Source organism: Dactylosporangium cerinum (genome assembly GCF_042653625.1).
Taxonomy (GTDB): domain Bacteria; phylum Actinomycetota; class Actinomycetes; order Mycobacteriales; family Micromonosporaceae; genus Dactylosporangium; species Dactylosporangium cerinum.
In genome coordinates this window covers 15,819-32,397 of record NZ_JBHSIU010000116.1, presented here as the reverse complement: position 1 = coordinate 32,397, position 16,579 = coordinate 15,819, and the positions used below count along the sequence as shown (strand labels likewise).

The 16,579-nt window shown below is 72.6% G+C and carries 18 protein-coding genes; 1 reads left to right on the top strand and 17 read right to left on the bottom strand.

All coding sequences use genetic code 11. The features are described 5' to 3' along the window. Positions 1–276: hypothetical protein (locus tag ACFPIJ_RS56560; RefSeq protein ID WP_380127859.1), on the bottom strand; the 276-nt coding region annotated here is incomplete at its 3' end. On the opposite strand from ACFPIJ_RS56560, the gene ACFPIJ_RS56555 reads away from it, so the two are divergent. Then, positions 238–516, top strand: a complete 279-nt coding sequence (locus tag ACFPIJ_RS56555) for a recombinase family protein (RefSeq protein WP_380127858.1) — start codon at positions 238–240, stop codon at positions 514–516. The two genes, ACFPIJ_RS56560 and ACFPIJ_RS56555, sit on opposite strands and share 39 nt — an antisense overlap. Here ACFPIJ_RS56555 and ACFPIJ_RS56550 read toward each other — a convergent pair. From ACFPIJ_RS56550 to ACFPIJ_RS56475, 16 genes are all read right to left on the bottom strand, one after another. Further along, positions 428–862, bottom strand: a complete 435-nt coding sequence (locus ACFPIJ_RS56550; protein WP_380127853.1) for a hypothetical protein — start codon at positions 860–862, stop codon at positions 428–430. The genes ACFPIJ_RS56555 and ACFPIJ_RS56550 overlap by 89 nt on opposite strands. 259 nt (positions 863–1,121) lie before the next feature. Then, on the bottom strand, positions 1,122–1,457 hold the full coding sequence (locus ACFPIJ_RS56545; protein WP_380127852.1) for a hypothetical protein: 336 nt from the start codon (positions 1,455–1,457) through the stop codon (positions 1,122–1,124). A gap of 298 nt (positions 1,458–1,755) precedes the next feature. Continuing rightward, positions 1,756–2,202, bottom strand: coding sequence for a hypothetical protein (locus tag ACFPIJ_RS56540; RefSeq protein WP_380127851.1), 447 nt, complete (start codon positions 2,200–2,202; stop codon positions 1,756–1,758). Beyond that, entirely contained in the window at positions 2,192–3,034 is an 843-nt protein-coding gene (locus ACFPIJ_RS56535) for a hypothetical protein (RefSeq protein ID WP_380127850.1), read from the bottom strand. Before ACFPIJ_RS56535 ends, ACFPIJ_RS56540 begins: the two co-directional genes overlap by 11 nt. Before the next feature lie 224 nt (positions 3,035–3,258). Continuing rightward, positions 3,259–4,923: a VWA domain-containing protein gene (locus ACFPIJ_RS56530; RefSeq protein WP_380127849.1), complete on the bottom strand. Its 1,665-nt coding sequence runs from the start codon at positions 4,921–4,923 to the stop codon at positions 3,259–3,261. 44 nt (positions 4,924–4,967) lie between these two features. Then, complete coding sequence (locus ACFPIJ_RS56525) at positions 4,968–6,119, bottom strand: AAA family ATPase (RefSeq protein ID WP_380127848.1); 1,152 nt, start codon at positions 6,117–6,119, stop codon at positions 4,968–4,970. Between the two features lie 378 nt (positions 6,120–6,497). Beyond that, positions 6,498–7,019, bottom strand: coding sequence for a hypothetical protein (locus ACFPIJ_RS56520; protein WP_380127847.1), 522 nt, complete (start codon positions 7,017–7,019; stop codon positions 6,498–6,500). Continuing rightward, positions 7,016–7,405 carry a hypothetical protein gene (locus ACFPIJ_RS56515; RefSeq protein WP_380127846.1) on the bottom strand — a complete coding sequence of 130 codons (390 nt, stop codon included), beginning with the start codon at positions 7,403–7,405 and terminating at the stop codon, positions 7,016–7,018. Before ACFPIJ_RS56515 ends, ACFPIJ_RS56520 begins: the two co-directional genes overlap by 4 nt. Positions 7,406–7,683: 278 nt before the next feature. Continuing rightward, the gene (locus ACFPIJ_RS56510) at positions 7,684–8,322 is read right to left on the bottom strand and encodes a hypothetical protein (protein ID WP_380127845.1); all 639 of its coding nucleotides are present in this window, start codon (positions 8,320–8,322) and stop codon (positions 7,684–7,686) included. Positions 8,323–8,404: 82 nt separating this feature from the next. Next, positions 8,405–8,878 (bottom strand): DUF262 domain-containing protein, encoded by a 474-nt coding sequence (locus tag ACFPIJ_RS56505; protein ID WP_380127844.1) that lies wholly within the window; start codon positions 8,876–8,878, stop codon positions 8,405–8,407. Between the two features lie 118 nt (positions 8,879–8,996). Further along, positions 8,997–10,151 carry a M23 family metallopeptidase gene (locus tag ACFPIJ_RS56500; RefSeq protein WP_380127843.1) on the bottom strand — a complete coding sequence of 385 codons (1,155 nt, stop codon included), beginning with the start codon at positions 10,149–10,151 and terminating at the stop codon, positions 8,997–8,999. A 306-nt stretch (positions 10,152–10,457) separates the two neighbouring features. Continuing rightward, positions 10,458–11,108 (bottom strand): hypothetical protein, encoded by a 651-nt coding sequence (locus tag ACFPIJ_RS56495; protein WP_380127842.1) that lies wholly within the window; start codon positions 11,106–11,108, stop codon positions 10,458–10,460. A 176-nt stretch (positions 11,109–11,284) separates the two neighbouring features. Continuing rightward, the gene (locus tag ACFPIJ_RS56490) at positions 11,285–13,378 is read right to left on the bottom strand and encodes an ATP-binding protein (protein WP_380127841.1); all 2,094 of its coding nucleotides are present in this window, start codon (positions 13,376–13,378) and stop codon (positions 11,285–11,287) included. Between the two features lie 448 nt (positions 13,379–13,826). After that, the gene (locus tag ACFPIJ_RS56485) at positions 13,827–14,480 is read right to left on the bottom strand and encodes a hypothetical protein (protein ID WP_380127840.1); all 654 of its coding nucleotides are present in this window, start codon (positions 14,478–14,480) and stop codon (positions 13,827–13,829) included. 149 nt (positions 14,481–14,629) lie between these two features. Next, entirely contained in the window at positions 14,630–15,310 is a 681-nt protein-coding gene (locus ACFPIJ_RS56480; RefSeq protein WP_380127839.1) for a diguanylate cyclase domain-containing protein, read from the bottom strand. A gap of 143 nt (positions 15,311–15,453) precedes the next feature. Beyond that, positions 15,454–16,551 carry a hypothetical protein gene (locus ACFPIJ_RS56475; RefSeq protein WP_380127838.1) on the bottom strand — a complete coding sequence of 366 codons (1,098 nt, stop codon included), beginning with the start codon at positions 16,549–16,551 and terminating at the stop codon, positions 15,454–15,456. Positions 16,552–16,579: the final 28 nt, after the last annotated feature.

Here is a 16,579-nt window from a genome sequence, read left to right as displayed (position 1 = left end):
GCCGCCGGCACCAACATCATCCGACTCGCCCAACACCGGCCCGACCCACGTCGACGGCCACGAAGCCGTCTTCAACAGATCTTCCGCATGAACGACTGACCCCAAGATCACCAACAGCATCCGAAATATGCGCCAGAGCCCCGTTCTCGCGAACGAAGCCACCGCCTCCGGCGCCAAGGCCGACCGGCCGCAGCTCACCGTGTCCTGGACTACCTGCGGACCGGCGATGTCCTGGTGATGTGGCAACTCGACCGGCTCGGCCGCAACATGCGCCACCTCATCGACACCGTGACGAGCCTGCACGAACGCCGGATCCAGTTCCGAAGTCTGCGGGAGAATATCGACACGACCACCGCGTCCGGCCGCGCCGCCAGTGGCAGGCGACGCGGCAGCAGCGACCTTTGTGCTGGGGCCGCGATGCGTGGCGTCACGCCACGGCGATGGCCGCTCCTGGTGTCCGCTTCGGCAGGCGGTGGTCGCGCCATCGGTTCACGGTCGCGGCGGCGGTGTGGGTGAACCAGCCGGTAAACCGGCTGTTGGAACGGGCGACGACGGCTCGGCCGACGGCCAGCGCCGCAGGCCGGTGCACCGCAGCCGGTGGTGCCGCAACGGGCGGTGTCGTCCCGGTACGGAGGGCAGGGGGACGGCGGGCCGCCGCCAGGGCGTGCTGCGCGTGGCGCATGGGCTCGCATGCTCCGAACTGACCGGCGCAGCGCAGGTTTGTGCAGTTGCCGGTCGAGTCGCGCTGGTGCTCCACGGCGACGTCGAAGGCCAGGCGCCAGAGCATGACGTCGACGACGTCGTCGGGTACGGGGGCATCGGCCGAGGGCCGCTGGTGGGTCCGCATGGCGGTGGTGAGCATGGCTGGCATCTGGCGTTGCCTCCCCGGGGGCGCGTCTGGTGGTGCGGGCAACGACCGTGGGTGGCACAGCCGTTCGCCACCCGCCGTCGTTGCCCGCACAATGATCGACGCTTGTCTTTCTGTTTTGGTCAAGTCGTCGATCCGCCGCTGATGCCCGCCAACGCCAGGACGCACCCGTGGCGCGGCATGAGGCGTTGTCGGGCTTCTGGGTCACGCGCGTTTCGCGAAGGTCCTGAAGGGTGTGACCGGACGCGGTGATCTAGGCGGGCCATCCTTTGCACGGGTGGCCTGCGATCGCGCTGGCGCACATGTCCGGGGTCAGGTAACTCGGCCCGTCTGCGGCCACCAGGTGGTCTGCCGCGTCGATGGTGGCGGTATGGACCTCGCCGCTTCGGGGCCGAGTCCAGGTGACGGTCTCACCGACGGTGAGGGTGCCGTCGGTGACGAGGTCCAGCAGTGCGCCCGCTGACCCGGCCACGGCTCCTGGCTGCGCAGGAGGCAGTCCGAGCAAGGCACGGACGGCGTCGTTGAAGGTGTCACCCACCTTCCTGCGGGACTGCGGGTAGGCGTGCATCTCAGTGTCGATGCTGATCATGGGCATCGTAGTTTCGCTCCTCGGATCGTGGGGCCAGCTCAGGCCGTACGGGGCGACATGGATGGACACCCCGCCGGGCCTCGGAGGTCAAGTCATGGTCGGCTGCTGCGCCGTTTCACAACTGGGCCGCACCGCAGTCCTCGACGTCGGACGAGCGGGGTGCCGGCCAGTGCGAGCGTCGTGATCGAACGAGGCCGGCGCCCCCACCGGCGGTGCGGTCAGTGGCTCGCCCAGCCGAAGAACAGCCAGCCGTCCGGGTGGGTCTGAGCCCGCAGGTCGGCGAGGCTGCGCCGGACGGTCAACTCGACAACGGCCCCGAAGGGGGCTGCTCAGCGCGGCTCGCGGAGACCGGCCGACCGGCGGTGACCGCTTCGCCTGGGGCGAGCTGGCCGCGGGCGTGGGCTACGCCGGCGGCACGGTTCAGGTCTGGCTGATTGAGGGTGTAGCCCGTCCAGGTTCCGGACAGGTTGTCGACCCGGACGGTGCGGATGGTCTGCCGGACCGGGATGGCGCCGGCTGGTCCCCACGTGCCGGCGAGGCGCGGGTCGTCGCGGTCGAGGAGGTCTGCGGCGAGGGCTTCGGCCTCGTCGAGGTCGGTCACTGTGTCGGTGACGATGACGTAGAAGGTCTTCTCGGCGATGGTGCCGGTGTAGCCGCCGTGTCCGCAGTCGCGGACGGCGTCGCGTCGGGCGGTGTTGAACGCCCGGTCGGGGTCATCGCCATCGGCGTAGGTCTCAAACGTCACGGCGCCCATGCGGGTGGTCTCCCGTCGTCTCGGCAGGGTCCGGGCCGCGGGGGTTCGGTGCCCGGTCGGCGGATGGGGTGCAGGCGCGCAGGAGCGCGGTGAGCAGGTGAGTGGGGGCGGACTCGCTGGCGGTGATGTGCCACGGGTCGCCGTTACCGTCGGCGGCGCCGCTGAGGAAGAGGGCGCCGTCGGCGCCGAGGTCGGCGTGCACCGCGCCGACGCACAGGTCGTCGTGCTGGCTCGTGTGGTCCTCGGCGCTGCTGTGGTGGAGGCGGTAGCCGCGGGTGGTGGTGCGGTGCTCGTCGAGGACGGCGAGGAACCCGGCGTCGTCGAGGGCGGCCAGTGGGGCGGCGTCACGGCGCGGCGGGTCCAGCGGTGCCGGTGTGTGCCGCGTGGCGGTGGTGACGCCGGCGACGGTGAGGCCGCGGCAGGCGTCGGCGACGTCGCGGATCGCCTGTTGCCGCTGCTGGAGGAGCTGCTTGCGCAGGTGCAGCAGTGCGGTCAGCTGTTGCAGGTCCGCCTCGTGGGTGTCGATCGGGCCGTCGCTGATGACCTCCAGCAGGAAGGTCAGCGGCTCGTCGAACTGGTGCCAGAGGTGCGTCGCGGCGGCGTGCCGCCCGGCGGCGTCGACCAGCAGCGAGACAAGTTCGCCGAAGGCGGGGAGGGTGGGGTCCAGCGCGTCGGGGTTGAGGTCGTGGCCGACGTGCCAGGCGAGGGCAGTCAGGTGTCGCTGCAGCGGGAAGCGCAGCAGATCGTCGTCCAACATGTGGCGTTCCAATGGGCTTGGGGCGTGGTGGAGCGGGAAGCGCAGCGGATCGGTGGGGTCGGGCATGTGCCCTCCATCCGGGTGCTGACGTGCGGCGTTGCCCGGCTGCGGCCGGGCAACGCCGCAGCGCGGGATGAGTCAGGAGGCTGACGGTGCAGCCGTGGCCGGGTACGGCCGCGGCACCGCGGCCGTGCTTGATGTTCGGCGCCGGTGCGTCCTGACGGCGCGTCGGTCTGGGTAACCGAATCGTCGGACGGTCGTGGGGCAGTTTCGCCGATGGCGCTCGGGGGCTACGCCTGAGCGAGCGCGGTGACGGCGGCGTCGGCGATGGCCGCGACGGCGGCGACGGGGTCGGCGACGGTCAGCGTGGTGGTGTGTTCGAAGGTGTGCGGCGTGATCGCGGCCCGACGTGCCCGTCTCCCCGCACCTGCTGGCGCGGTCGACACGGTTGGCGCGGGCGGCTCGGCGGGGTGAAGCCAGAGGACGGCGCAGCCGGCGCGGTGCAGGGTGGTGATGAGCCGTTGCGCGGCGGGTTTGTCGGCGAGGTCGCCGTCGGAGACGACAGCGACCATGCGCAGGGTGCGGCCGTGGCGCAGGTTCAGCAGCTGGTCGGCGACCTTGACCGCCTGCGGGAAGGTGGTGGTGCCGCCGCCGGTGCGCATGTGCAGGACCTGCTGCGGGCGCTGTCGGGGTGTGACGAGTACGGTGGTACGGCTGCCGAACCCGATCGTGGTGGTGCTGGCCTCGGCGCGTCGGGCTGCATGGGAGAACACCCACGCGGCCGAGGACATCGCCTCGGCGTAGGCGGCCATGGACCCGGACAGGTCGACCAGGACAGCCAGGTGCAGCTTCGGCTTCTCCGGTGGCAGTTGGGCGCGTTGCTGCCATGGCGCGGCGGTGGGGATCTGCCCTGCGGCGGTCTGGGCCTCGGCGGTGATCGCGGCTCGGGCGCGGAGCCGTCCGGGCGGGATCAGCGACGGGCGTTTCCCGGGTTCGGGATGTTCGCTGTGGGCCTGCCGCAGCCGGGCGGCGAGGTCGCGGGCCGCGCGTTGTTCCGGTTCGGTGGGGTCGGTGCGGAGCCAGTCGGTCGGCGGGCTGTGCCGGTGGGCGAGGATGATGCTGGCGTACTCGGCCGGGGTGATCCCGAAACTGACGGCGAGATATTCGGCGAGTGCCTGGGCGAGCCGCCCGGGAAAGATGCCCGGGTCGGCGGCCGGGGCGGTGTGCTGCCGGTCCGGGTCGATGCCGAGGACCTCGCACCACCGCCGGGCGAGGGCGATCATCGTGGCGGCGTCGGTGTCGCCGGTGGTGTGCGCATCCCGCCAGATGTCGCGCAGTTGCCGGAGCCGGGCCCGGCCGAGGACACCGGTGACGGCCGCGCGGACCGCGCGGACGTCTTTGCCGGTGACGATGCGGGCATCGACGCGGGCGAGGAGCAGCGCGGCGAGTTGCCCGGCGTGCCAGGGGTCATCGACGGCGGCGTCGTCGGGGTTGAGGAGGGTCTTGACGACGTGCCGCAGCCAGCGGCGGTCACTACGGCGGCGGGCGCGCTGCCGGCCTTCGGCGCGGGACTCCTCGAGCAGTTCGGCGACCTCGGCGAGGATCGGCGCCGTGCCGGGTGGGGCGTTCCAGCGGCTGTGTGCCGCGTGCGCGGCACCGTGTACGAGCAGCCCATACCCGGTGGGTACGACGTTCTTGTGGCGGGCTTTGGCCGGGTCGGTGATATCCGGTGCGGCGGCGACGAAGTTCGCGTCGACCTCGATGCGGTTCAGCGCCGGGTAGAAGCATTCCGGGGCGCTGCCAGCGGCGCCGGGTGCGACGAGCACGGTGAGGTCGGTACGTCCGGCGAGGACCGGCACGTGCCGGGTCCAGGCGTCGGACCATGCCTGCCAGGCGTCGGCACCAGCGTGCGCCGCTGGTCGTCCGGGCTGGCGGTGGGTGCTGGGATGTGGCATGACGGATCGTCCTTTCCAAATGGCGTGTCGGGATGTGCGGCGGGTCAGCGTTTGCCGAGGGTGAGCGCGGAGATCGGGGTGCTGGTGTGCCGGGACAGGGCGGCGACGACGTCGTCGCGGGCGTCCTCGGGGGCGATCCCGGCGAGGTTGGCGAGGGCGGCGGTCAGGCCGAGGCTCTTGCTGACCTTGACGAAGCCGAGTGCCTCCCGCAGCTGCGGCGCCCATGAGGTCTTGCCCGCGGCGAGGTCGGCGTTGAGGTCGATCGCGGCGGCGACCACCGCCTTGGGGACGCCGAGCTGCCTGGCGAGGTCCCAGTCGGTGGTCACCTCCAGGTGCACGGTGAACCGGCTCGCGAGGGCCTCGGTGAGGACGGCGCCGTGCACGCCGGGGTTGTGCCCGGCGGCGACGTAGAACCCGTCGACGGCCTGGACGGGTTCGTTGCCGTTGGCCGGTATGGTGATCACGCCGCGGCCATCCATCGCCGGGTACAGCACCGCCAGGACCCGCGGCGGGATGAGGGTGGCGTCATCGACGAGCAGCGCCCGGCCCTCCCGCATCGCGGTGACCAGGGGTCCGTGGACGAACTCGTAGCCGCCGCCGGGCAGCGGGACGTGGGAGCCGAGGAAGTCGTCCACGACGGTGTCGCCGGTCCCGGCGACGGTGAGCAGATCGGGGAGCGCGGCCTCGACCATGGCGGTCTTGCCGGTGCCGGGCGGCCCGTACAGCAGGACCGGGATCTGCTGCTCGCGTAGCCGACGCAGTTCCTCGACGTCCCAGCCCTTGCCGAGCCTGCGCGGGTGGTACAAGGTGCCGTTCGGGCGGGGCACCGGCGCGGGCCGGCTTGCCCGGCCGCCGCCGCTGTTGCCGCCGCCGGGATGCGGTGCGGTGGGCGGCATGGCGCCGGCGGCGTCGATACCGGCCTGCGTGATCTGGTAGCGGTGATGCGGGTCGCGGCGGTGGGTGGCATGCCCGGCCAAGGACATCTTCTTCAGGACTTCGGTCACTGCTCCGGAGGACGGGACGCCGAGGGCCTTGGTGATCTGGCCGACCTTGTGGAAGTCGTCCGGATGGTCGACCAGGTAGAGGGCGACCAGCCGGTACAGGTAACCGGACCGCGCGGCAGGAGCGCCAGCGCCGGTGGCTGCGCCAGTGCCGGTGGTCGGGGCAGGGGTTGGGCCAGGGCTAGGGATGGTCATGGGGGTTTCTCCTCCACGTGGACGTGGAGGTGGCCCCGCCGTCCGGCAGGGCCACCTCAACGGGCAAGGTGGCGGCCTGCCAGGACCGGTCGACCGGGGGCGGTCAGACGGTCGGCGAGCTGCCGGATCGGGGCGCCGGTGGCGCCGAGTGGACAAGGACGTCAGGACCGCGGTGGATGCCTGAGCTGGCCTCCGGCGGGTGCCGGTGTCGTGCTCACGGGCATCGCGGTCGGCGGGTCAGCGGTTGCTGCAGCACGGCTGCATGCGCGCGGTGCCGGTGCCAGCGCCATCGGAGCGGGCGTCCTGCGCCTGTGTGCGGCTGCTGGTGCCGCGTGGCTGGTGCGGTGAACCGATCAGCGACCGGGTTCGTCGTCGGGGTCACGCATCCCGACGCTCTCGTTGGATCAGTTTCGGCGCGAGGGTTGCAGGGAGCCGAGGCCGGTGGGGCTGTCGGGGCCGGTGCCACTCGAGCGGCCACAGGTGCTGCTGTTGCGGGATGCCGCAGGTGTTGTCGTGGATGTTGATGAGCGTGTCGGTGATCGGGTCGGTGAGCCGGGTCAGGCGCAGGACCAGCCAGACCGCGGCGGGTCCGTCGCCGCTGACGACGATGCTGAACGTGTCCGGGTACGCCGCCTGCAGGGCGTCGTACGCGTCGCGCTGCGCGTGGCGCTCCCACGAGCGGGTCGCGTCCCAGCAGGTGATGTGGCCGAGGTCGACGTAGCGGGCCCCGGACACGGACAGGTCGCCGTCGGAGAACTCGCCGCCGAAGGCGAGCAGCGGCAGTTCGGGGATAGCGCATATCGGGCCATAGCGTGCGGTGAGGAAGAACCGTCCGTCGAGCCGCCAGTAGCAGTCGGGGAGATGCTCACCGTCGTCAGCCGGTGCCGGGTCGTCGATCATTCGGGCTCCGCTCCGCCATGGTCCTGCGCTGCCGCGCGACCGGCAAGGCCGGCCGTGGTGTCGCGATCGGGGGCCACGCCGGCGCGGATCGATGCGCGGGTGTGGACGTCGAACCGGTCGAGGAATCGGGTCTGCTCCAGCACCGCCACGACGGCCGCTTCGGCAAGCCGGACGGCCTCGTCGCGGCTGCGGGCGATGACGGTGACCGTGAGGTCGACGGACACGTCGGTGGTGAAGCACTGGGGCAGCGGCGGCAGGCCGAGCGCCTCGAGCATCGCGTTGCTGACGTCGAGGTCGAGGTTGCCGACCTCGACGCCGGTCCGGACACGCTGCAGAATCTGTGCCCGGCGCGCGGCGTGGGCGGCGAGTTCGGCCTCGGCGTCCAAGGCTCGCTGCTGCCAATCGCACGGCGGCCAACTTGCCGGGGCGGTTGTGTCGGGCGGGCTGCCCAACGGTAGGGCGGTGTTCGTCATCGCTGCTCCTGCTCGGTGGTGCGGACGGAGTTGCCGGCCGGATTGGCCGGCGCTCGGGTATCCACGGGGTGGTACTCCTTGGTGCGATCGCTGGTGCCGGACCGGGTTCGGCCGGCGAAATTCGCGGGTCGCGCGGGTCGCGCCGCGTGGCTGACGCCGCTTGCAGGCCGCGACCGTGGTCGCGGGTGGTGTCAGCGGCGGCGGCCGAGGTGATTGAGACGGTGCAGGCCGGCCAGGATGCGGCTGGCGGCGATGCGCTGGCCGGGGTTGTCGCTGGTGGTCAGGCTGGCCCGGTTGGCCCCGCGCGGGCGGATGAGTTGCCAGGTGTGGCCGTGCCGGTCGAGCGCGGCGACGGCGCGGACTTCGGTGCGCTGCCAGGCGGGCGCTTGGGCGAGGTCGCCGTGCCGGTAGCCGGGCCGGATCCGGCCCTGCCAGGCTTCGAAGCAGAACCCGAACCCGAGCAGCTGCCGGCCGTCGCGGTGCAGCCAGCCGTCCAGCCAGGACCGCATGGCCGGGCCGTCGAGCTCGTCGGGCAGGCTGAGCAGGATGTCGACCGGGTGTAGGTTCGCGTCTGATCCGGCCGGGACGGCCGGGTCGGGGCGGTGCCACGTGCCGGGCCCGACGAGGCTCCCGTCGAGCTCGACCGCATAGTCGGCGCTGGCCGGGTGCGGGTGCGGGTGGTGGAAGATGCCGAACAGCGCGGGCGGCTGGTCCCAGCCGTCCTGGTCGACGTCGGTCTCCAGTCGGATGAGCAGGGATGTGACCGCGCCGCGCAGGGCGGACAGGCGCGCGTCGGCCGCGTGGTCGGTGCGGTGGTCGTTGATGGTCAACTGGACTCCTTTGCTGCGGGCCGGCGCCACAGTCGGCGGCTTGCCGGCTGAGGCGGTTGATGTGGTCGCGTTCCGAGCGGGGTCAGCTGTCGGCTACCTCCGCGGCTCGCGCGAGGTCCTCCGCGGACTGCGGTGTCCCGGAGTTGTTGATGAGCAGGTAGATCGCCGCCTCGGCGGCCTCGGTGGCGACCTTGGCGCGGACGCACGACAGGTCCATGAGCCGCTGGACGCGGCGCGGTGTGCGCAGACTGCTGACTCGCACGTAGGGGCCGTCGGTGGTCTCCTCGGTGGTGTGGACCCAGTCCGGTGGAAGCCACGAGGCGGGGATGGCGAGGCGTCCGTCCTGCCAGGCCAGGGCCGTCTCCAACCGTTGCCTGCCGTCGACGACGGCGTAGGTCACGCGCAGTTCGGGGTCGACCCGGTGCCAGGCCGGGTTCGTCCGCTCGTTGACGACGACGGCGGGGATCGGGACGCCCTGCAGCCATGAGCGCATGAGGTCAATCCGTTGCCCGTTGGCCCAACGGGGACCGCGCTGGTAGGCCGGGTTGAGCAGCATCTCGCCGCTGCGGATCGGTCGGTGTACTCCTCGATGGACCACAGGCTCGTCGAGGTGGGCACACGGGTCAGCGGCGCAAAGATCTGACGGGACATCTCATATCCGAAGCCGCCGACGTTCAAGTCGGCTCCGCGAAGCTGCGGTGACCGGCAATGTCGTTGTTCGGCGGCCAGTGGTCCGCGACGTCGAGCGGCGCGTCGACCAGCACCATGAACCACACCGGGTCCTTGGCGCTGTCCAGGCTGTGGTCGTGGCTGCCGTCGCCGCTGATGTGCACCTCGTAGTGCAGGTGCGGACTCGACGAGTGGCCGCTGCTGCCGACAATGCCGATGACCTCGCCGGCCGCGACCGTCTGGCCTTCGCGGACCAGCGGCTGGGTGAGCATGTGGCAGTAGCGGGTGACGACGCCGCCGGGGTGGTCGATGTCGACGTACCAGCCGCAGCCGACGGTCTGATTGGGGTCGCCGTCGCGGTCGCAGCCCCACGGCTGGCGGGTGTTTCTGTCGGCGGCGTTGCAGCGCACGCGGCTGACAGTGCCGGCCGAGGCGGCGTGGATCGGTGTGCCGCGGGCCGCGATGAGGTCGACGCCGTCGTGGGTCGGCCGGTCCGCGGTCCGGAACCCGGATCCGACGTGCGCTTGGACCGGCTGCGTCCAGCCCTGCCCGCTGATGCTGATGTTGCAGGCGGCGACGCCGCCGGCCTGGCCGGTGAGGGTCTGCACGATGGTGACCGCGTCGGGTTCCCACCGGGTGTAGGCGTCGGGGAAGGCGCTGATCTGGACGGCCTGGGCGGCTTCGGTCAGCGGCAGCGTCTGCCAGTTCGGGATGGTGACGAGCTTGTCGTAGAACTTCCCGGCCGCGTAGACGGAATCGGTCAGCTGCGCCACGGTGCCCCAACCTTGGGAGGGGCGTTGCTGGAACAGCCCGACCGAGTCCCGGTCACCGCCAGGCAGGTTGCGCAGGCTGGACTCCTGCATCGCGGTGGCGACGGCGATCACCCAGGCGCGGGCCGGGAGCGCGCGGGCGACGCCGACGGAGATGATGGTGGCGGCGTTGCCGACCTGGACTGGGTCCCACTGGTCGATTGCCGGGAGGGGTCCGCTCGGTGGCGCCGTCGGTCCGGACGGCCTGCTGGGAGTTCCGCTGCCGGCCGGGCCAGGGACACAGTTGGCTGCGGCGCTGCCGCCGGTGAGCAGGACACCGCCGAGGCCGGCGCAGGCGACGATGACGCCGCAGACGAGCGCCGCGGCGATGGCGAGGATCCGGGCGGTCATGGCTGCTCCGTCCGCACCGGTGGGCCGCCGGTCCGGGGTCCGTCGGCGCGGCGGTCCTCGCGGCGGTGCAGGGTCGTGGCGCGACGGACGTGGCAGGGGCGGTGCATCGAGGTGGTCCCTTCGGGGTTGCTGCGCGGCGGAGAGCTGGACGTGATGCGCCGCGGCGCCCCGCTCGGCTCAGCGCGGATCCGCCGGACGGTTCCCGGCGGTTGGCTGAGTCGGGCTGGGCGCCGCACGGCAAATTGCTGTTCGTCGGTTCACCGGGTGCGGCATCTCCTGCGCTGCGGCGATGTCGCGTGCCAGGTGTCAGTGGTGGAGGGGGTGGCGGCTGACGAGGTCGCCGTCGCCGGTGTGGACGGTGACGGTGTCGGCGGCAGGGTCGAGCAGGTACAGCCAGCCCGCGTCGAGCACGGCGAGGTGGGCGAGCGGGACGACCGTGATCGGGTCGCCGCCGGCGTCGCTGGACGGGATGCTGGTCCGGGGCACGCCGACGCCTGCGATGGCCTGCCTGCCGCTGGTGGTCTGCCCGGCGGGGTGGTGCCGAGCCGTGACGGTCGCGTCGAGGTAGAGCCAGTCGTGGGCGAGGAGCCGTGCGGTGAGGCGGGTGCTGTCCTGGCCGGTGGCGGCCCAGATCCGGCGCAGGGTTGGCAGCATGGTGCGCGGGTGGCCGCCGTGGTCGACGGCGCGGGCCTGCACGAGGTCGCCGCGGCGGACGTCCCGCATCCCGATCAGGCAGTCGCTGTCCACGTGGCGAACCGTTGCCGGCCGCTGCAGCTGCCGGTCGTCGACGAGATCACCATCCGGGACGGCGTCCGCAGGCCAGGCCGAGCACGGCGCGGCAACGCTCCGGCGCGGGAAGAGGCCCTGCGGCGGGATGGTGAACGGGCTGGTGCGGTAGGTGGTAGGCCGGCCGGTGCGGTACGTGGCGGGTGTGTGGCTGCGGTCGCTGGATGGCACCTTGTCCTCCTGAGGATCTGGCACGTCTGGGATCCCGCCGGGCCGGCAGGGCGAGAGGTTCGGGCGGAGCGCCCTGCGGGCGCGGGACAGCGGCGCGCCACCGCCGAAGCGGTGGCGCGCGTCGTGCTGCAGCCCGCCGTGGCGCGGGCGGTGGAAGTCGACAGCGGTCGCTGTGCTCAGGCGGCCGTTTCCGTGTCGTCGAGGTGCAGGCGCTGCCGTTCCAGGGCGATGAGCGCCCGGACGGGCGCCTGCCAGCTGTCCTCGCCGGCCGGGGTGGGGGTGCGGCCTTCGGTGAGGGCGCGCAGCGCGGGGACCTGTTCGGCGTAGCCGCCGCCGAGCGCCTCCAGGTCCGTGCAGGCCGTTGAAACCAGGTCGCGGATCCGCCGAGCCCAGCGGCGGCCGGGCTCGTTCCAGCGTCGGCGGGCGATGCCGTACAGCGGGCCCTCGCAGAGGTTGGTGCCCAGCCACATCACGGGCGGGTGAACGCCGACGGCCTCGGCGAGCACGGCGACCTTGTCGTAGTCCCAGGCGGTGCTGACGCCCTGCGTTCGGCGGAACCCGGCGGTCTTCGGGTCGGTCATGAGCCGCCAGTAGCGGGGGTCGACGGCGGTGGAGGCGACCAGGTCGGCGGCGTTGGTGAAGCCGCCGCCGACGAGAGCGTGCGGGAGCCGGTCGAGGAGCAGGTGCGCGAGGTCGCGGCGGCTGATCGGCACCGCCGGGTCGTCCGCGCCGGACAGCCGGACCCGGCGACGCTGCGGCGCCTGGCCGGACGGCGAGGCCGGCTGTTCGGGTACGTCGGGCAGGGTGCCGCCGTCGGCGAGGTAGCCCAGCAGCAGCCCGGCGAAGTCGCTGAGCAGGTTCTCGAACCCGCGGCTGCGGTCGGCGTAGTCGTGGATCGGGTGCCAGCGGCCACCGCCGCGGTGCCCGACCCGGTGCGCTGCCTCGTGCAGCAGCGTGCTGAGGGTCTGTTGCCGGTCGGCGAGGGTGTCGCGGTGGATGGCGACGTCGCCGGTGGTCGGGGTGTAGAACCCGCTGGCGCACGGGGTTTCCTCGCTGGCGCTGTATACGCGGACCCGGTCCAGGGCGAACGCCCCGATGGCGCGGCGCACCAGGCTGGTCGTGTCGGTGAGCGTGCCGCGTTCCTGTGCGGTGAGGTCCTGCTCGTTGACCCAGGTGGTCTTGCCGCGGTTGCGTTCGTAGTGCTGTTGCTGGCGGGCGCGGGCGAGTTCGACGCCGAGCAGCGCCATCAGGGCGTGTTCCTGGAGTGCGGGGATGCCGCTGGCGGAAACTGCGGTGTAGTTCTTGTCCCGCAGGTCCAGCACCGCCTCCTCCTGTTGGCGGCGGCCGGCGTAGTACGTCTTGGCGGGCAGGGTGGCCCGTGCCCAGGCACGCCACGCGGCACGCGGGCGGGCGGCGGTGACGGCGTCGAAGATCAGTTCCTGTTCGCGGAGGCTTCCACCGGCCAGTACGTGGGCGGCGAACAGTTCGATGATCACGGGGTCCTCGTGCGCGGCGAGGATGCCGCGGACCGCGTCGCGCAGCGCACCCGCTTCGATGACCGTCCGGTCCCGGTTCTGCAATCCTTTGACGTCCAGGGGCAGGTCGTAGGACGCGAGCAGGCCGTCGACGGTGCTGACCAGGACACCGCCGATCCAGACACGGCCCGGCTCGCCGGTGAGCACGCAGGTGCCCGGCAGTTGCGGCGGCTGGTAGCCGGGTTCGGTCAGCGCCCGGAACCGGCCGATCGCCTCCTCAGCGAGTTCCTGCGGGCAGACGACCGTGAATACGGTGCCGCGGGTGCGGTCGTTGCGGGACAGGTGGTAGACGAGGACCTCGGCGCCCTCTCCGGAGCGCGACGGGATCAGCCCGGCGAGCAGCCGGCGGCGTTCCACGCTCGGGGTCCACCGGTACCCGACGGTCTCGCAGCGCACGGCGCCGATCTCCGGGCTGCGCGCCAGAACGAGGCACGCGAGCTTCTTGCCTTCCCCGAACTGGCCGATCTGCTGCATGGTCTTGCTGGAGGCGCCGAGGATCATCCCTTCCTCGGGGATGCCGGGGCCGTCGTCGGTGATGCTCAGGACGCCGTCGGCCCACGCCACCTGCGCGGCGGGGTCCTCGTCGAGGGCGTTGGCGATCAGTTCGCACAGTGCGCGGACCGGGGTCCAGGACCGCACGTACTCCGGGGAGATCGGGTACGTCAGGGTGTCGGCGTCGACGGTGTCGGCGACGTCGGGGCTGTGCTGTGACGCGAGCGAGTTGCCGCTGGTCATGGTGCGTCTCCTCGTGGTGGTGTATCGGACGGTGGCTGTTGGAGCCGGGTGCGTCGGGTGCGGTGACCGCGGCCCGATCGCGGGGTTGGAAGGCATGCCGCTGCGGCGAACGGCGTTTCCCGCCAGGGCGGGACCGTTCGCGGTGTGGTCTTGGGTTGCTGGGCCTCCTGCGGGCGCGGCCGGCGACGCAGGTGCATGTCGTGCGGGTCTGCGCGCCGAGGTTGGCGAAGGTCGCCGTCCAGGCCCGGCGGGCCTGGGAGCTCGTGTCACGCGGGCCCGGACGGCGACAGCACAGATCGACGCTTGCCGTTCGACGAAGGTCAAGTCGTCGGGTCGGCGCCGTGTGGGTGAGGTGCTGCGGTTATGCCGCTGCCGGTCTGCCGGCGGGACGGCCGCGCGGTGCATCCGGGCGGACAGCCGGCGCGGCGCTGTCCTCGGGCGTGCCGCGTCAGGCGGCGGCGATGAGGTGCAGAGCGGCGGTGATCAGGGCCGTGAGGCCGGCGTACGTGGCCGGTGTGTCGAGGACATCCGGTTCGTCGTCGACGAGGATGACGGCGTCGGGACGATCGGACTGGCGCACGACCTGGTACACGCGCCCGTCGACGTCGACGGCGTCGACCCTGCGGGTCAGCACGATCGTCGGGCTGTTGTCGTGGCCGGTGCTCGGCTCGGTGTGGATGTCGTCGTAGAGGACGGCGCAGGCCACCAGTCGCGCACCCGGCCTCGGGACGATCGCTCTGGTAAGGGCCGGCGCAACCGACTGCCGGTCCAGCGGGACCCTGGCGCCGGCCGTGCTCGGCTCGTCGGCGGGCGGCTGCAGCGTGCCGGCAAAGTCCGTCAGGAGGTCGACGAGCCCGCCGTGGTAGGCGTCGACCAGTTCGGGGTGGATCGCCACGGCGCCGCCGCTCATGCGGCGGGTGCCGGGCGGCGCGTCGGGCTCCTCGCCGTCGTGCAGCACGAGCAGCGTGTACTCGGGCAGCACGTCGGCGAAGCCGGACAGGCGGTGGTGGTTGGGTAGTTCGGTGCGCGGCGGCGCGGCGGTCGGGGCGGCGGCGGTCGCCAGGTAACCGATGACCGCATGGATGGTGTCGAGCGGCAGCATGGTGCTCCAAGCCGGTGAGCGGTGGACGGGTGAGGGATGCACCTCGACGCGCGGACAAGCAGCAGCTGCCGGCGCCCGTGTGGAGGCGCGCCGGCAGCGGTCGAGGTCGGATCGGGTTGAACGGATGTAGGCGGGTCGGTCGCGGCGGCTCAGCGGCGGTCGCGGCACCGTCCCGGGCGCGGCTGCGCGCTGGCCTCCGCCGGTTCGTACCGGCGGATACCGTCGGCGGCCTGTTTGGCGCCGAACATGGCCTCGTCGGCCTCTTGCAGCAGCTCCCGGGCGGTGACGCCGAGCCGGCCGACGGTGTAGCCGACGCTCGCGCCGACGGTGACAATGACTGGCCCCGGTCGTGGGACCGGTTCGGCGGTGGTGCCAATGAAGGGTCCGTGCAGCGTCACCGGTTCGGACCTGACGGTTGTCGCCGCGAGCCGGGCCGCGTGGAACGTGTCGTGCGGGTCACCGTCGACGAGGAGCGCGAACTCGTCGCCTGAGAGCCGGGCGGCGAGCCGGATCGGGCTGGGAAGTGCGGCCAGCCGCTGGCCGAGCGCGGCGAGCAGGTCGTTGCCGGCCTCGTGGCCGAGGCCGTCGTTGACCGTCTTGAACCGGTTGAGGTCGAGCATGATGATCCCGAACGGCCGGTCGGCGCTCTGGGCGTCGTGGACGGCGGCGAGGAACGCGCGCCGGTTGGGCAGTGCGGTGGTGTCGTCGAAGTTGGCCTGCCGACGTGCGGTGCCGAGCGCTCGGGACAGCCGCCACAGCGGCAGCGCCGCGATGAGCAGCCCGGCGAGCAGCCCGTAGGCCGCTGCGGTAAGGAGAGGAATCGGGGACACTGGTCACGCTCCTGTGTGCGATGCGGGAGCGCCGCCGGGCGGGCGTGGTAGGCGTCGAAACTTCCCGACGCCCGCCCAGCGGCTCACTTGCGCTGATCACCCGAGCGGCACGGCCTGGGCCGTGCCGCTCACGGCAGGTTCTCTCAGGCGTTCTGGGCGTCGCCGCCGACCGTCGGCGCCGCGGCCGTCGGGACGGTCGCGGCGGTCACGGCGGTCGCGCGGAACTGGAAGCCGACCGGCTTCTCCGAGGCGAGGATCGCCTCGCTGCGCCCGACGAGGCGCTGTCCGGCGAGCACGACCGCGCCCGGGCTGGCCTTGGCGACGCCGGTGCCCGCCTCGGCCGCGTCGATCAGCTTGCTGAGCCTGCCGACCGTGAACACCTCGTCGGGGTGGGCGGCCAGGATCGTCAGGGTCGTTCGGTCCAGGCTGCCCGGCGCGCGGCGGTTCGCCTGCGTGCGCTTCGGCTTCGCCCCCGTCGCGGGTGAGTCCTCCCCGACGGTCGTGTTGGTCCCGGCCGACGCTGCGGTCGGGTCCGGCTCGTCGGCGGCAGCGGAGACCGCCTCGACGGAGGCATCGCCGGGCTGGGGCTCCATCGGCTCGTCCGCGGGGTGGTGCCCGGCGTCGTCGCTCGACTCGGTCCGCGCGACGGCGTCGTCGCTGGTCTGCGCGGCGGTGTCGGCATCAGCGGGGTCGTGAGTGTCGGCGGGCTCGTCGGGGGTGTCGCCGCCGTCGGTCTCGGCGTCCGCAGGGTCGGCGGGTTCCTCGGCGGTGACCGTCTCGTCCGGGTCGCCGTCGTCCACCGCAGCAGCGTCGGCCGGTGTGCCGCTGGTGCTGTCGCCGGTCGGCTGGGCCGCGATGTCGGCCGCCGGCTGCGGTACGGCGTCGGCTTCCGACGGGCCGCTCACGTCATGCTGGTCACCGGCGTCGGCCTGATCGGCGTCGCCAACGGCGGGGTGCTGCCTGCCGGCGTCGGTCAGCTGCCAGACGGTCTGGCCGTTGTCGGCCTTGATGCTCTCAGCCAGGCCGAGGCTGTTGAGTTTGCGCAGCTTCGGGGTGGCGGTCGAGTAGGGCATGCCGGCCTCCACGGCGAGGGCCGCAGCGGTGGCCTGGCCAAGCCCGGTCAGAGCGACGAGCAGCTGCTGCGACCTGTCGTCCAGGACAGGCAGTTCACGCTCGGCGGCAGGGCCGTCAGTGTTCGGCGCGCCGCTGGCGGCGCGGTCGGTGCTGGTGGCAGATGACATGGGCGTCTACTTTCTCTCGTGGTGACAG

Bases quoted from the DNA above. Each gene is read 5' to 3' on its own strand.
- ACFPIJ_RS56555 (WP_380127858.1), top strand. From the start codon at position 238: ATGTGGCAACTCGACCGGCTCGGCCGCAACATGCGCCACCTCATCGAC.
- ACFPIJ_RS56550 (WP_380127853.1), bottom strand. From the start codon at position 862: ATGCTCACCACCGCCATGCGGACCCACCAGCGGCCCTCGGCCGATGCC.
- ACFPIJ_RS56545 (WP_380127852.1), bottom strand. From the start codon at position 1,457: ATGATCAGCATCGACACTGAGATGCACGCCTACCCGCAGTCCCGCAGG.
- ACFPIJ_RS56535 (WP_380127850.1), bottom strand. From the start codon at position 3,034: ATGCCCGACCCCACCGATCCGCTGCGCTTCCCGCTCCACCACGCCCCA.
- ACFPIJ_RS56530 (WP_380127849.1), bottom strand. From the start codon at position 4,923: ATGCCACATCCCAGCACCCACCGCCAGCCCGGACGACCAGCGGCGCAC.
- ACFPIJ_RS56525 (WP_380127848.1), bottom strand. From the start codon at position 6,119: ATGACCATCCCTAGCCCTGGCCCAACCCCTGCCCCGACCACCGGCACT.
- ACFPIJ_RS56520 (WP_380127847.1), bottom strand. From the start codon at position 7,019: ATGATCGACGACCCGGCACCGGCTGACGACGGTGAGCATCTCCCCGAC.
- ACFPIJ_RS56505 (WP_380127844.1), bottom strand. From the start codon at position 8,878: ATGCTGCTCAACCCGGCCTACCAGCGCGGTCCCCGTTGGGCCAACGGG.
- ACFPIJ_RS56500 (WP_380127843.1), bottom strand. From the start codon at position 10,151: ATGACCGCCCGGATCCTCGCCATCGCCGCGGCGCTCGTCTGCGGCGTC.
- ACFPIJ_RS56490 (WP_380127841.1), bottom strand. From the start codon at position 13,378: ATGACCAGCGGCAACTCGCTCGCGTCACAGCACAGCCCCGACGTCGCC.
- ACFPIJ_RS56485 (WP_380127840.1), bottom strand. From the start codon at position 14,480: ATGCTGCCGCTCGACACCATCCATGCGGTCATCGGTTACCTGGCGACC.
- ACFPIJ_RS56475 (WP_380127838.1), bottom strand. From the start codon at position 16,551: ATGTCATCTGCCACCAGCACCGACCGCGCCGCCAGCGGCGCGCCGAAC.